Source organism: Pseudomonas sp. 51_B (genome assembly GCF_017491595.1).
Taxonomy (GTDB): Bacteria; Pseudomonadota; Gammaproteobacteria; order Pseudomonadales; family Pseudomonadaceae; genus Aquipseudomonas; species Aquipseudomonas promysalinigenes.
The window spans coordinates 1-742 of record NZ_JAFGYW010000077.1 but is presented as its reverse complement, the minus strand read 5'-3'; the positions used below and the strand labels follow the sequence as shown (position 1 = coordinate 742).

The 742-nt window shown below is 61.9% G+C and carries 1 protein-coding gene and 1 pseudogene; one reads left to right on the top strand and one right to left on the bottom strand.

The genetic code is table 11. The features are described from left to right. Positions 1–300, top strand: a pseudogene (locus J5M56_RS23700) (hypothetical protein); the annotation flags it as partial. A 99-nt stretch (positions 301–399) separates the two neighbouring features. Here J5M56_RS23700 and J5M56_RS23695 read toward each other — a convergent pair. Continuing rightward, positions 400–742, bottom strand: a 343-nt coding sequence (locus J5M56_RS23695) for an ATP-binding protein (RefSeq protein WP_243430878.1), incomplete at its 5' end; no start/stop codon positions are given.

Here is a 742-nt window from a genome sequence, read left to right as displayed (position 1 = left end):
GGGCTGTTGCTGTTGCTCGCCTTTGAGCGCGTGCAGAGTCGCCGCCGGATTGGCTGGCTGACGGTGTTCGGCTCGGCGCCGATGTTTTTCTATCTGCTGCACTTGTATGTTTTGACGGTGTTGTACTTGATCGGTTTGGCGCTGTTTGGCCTGAATCAGGGCAACTATTTCGGCTTTTCGTCGGTGACTGCGGTGTGGATCGCGGCGGTGGTTCTTGCCGTGGTGCTGTTCCCGGCAGTGCGCTGGTTTTCGGCACTGAAAGCGCGGCGGCGGGACATCAGCTGGCTGAAGTATCTGTAAAGCGAAGCAGAGCTTGTGGGAGTCGTGCCCCAAATCATCTGCGCAGCCGTGCCCCTGTGGGGGCGAGCCTGCTCGCGAAGAGGCTGGCACTGCCAACCTTCACACCGCAGGAAAATGAATCCTGAACGCCGCCCCGCCCATCGGTGAATCGCCCAAAGCCAAACGCGCGTTGTAGCTTTCGATGATGTCCTTGACCACCGCCAGCCCGATGCCCTGCCCGGGATGCTGGGCGTCCAGCCGTTCGCCACGCTCAAGAATCCGCGCACGCTGATCGAGTGGCACACCCGGGCCATCGTCCTCGACACACAACTCGATCCCGGCCAGTGATTCGCGCACGCTGACCCGCACTTCGCCGAGGCACAGGCGGTAGGCGTTTTCCAGCAGGTTACCGAGCATTTCCAGCAGGGCGCCCTGCTCGATCGGCACGTAGCAATGCTCCGGC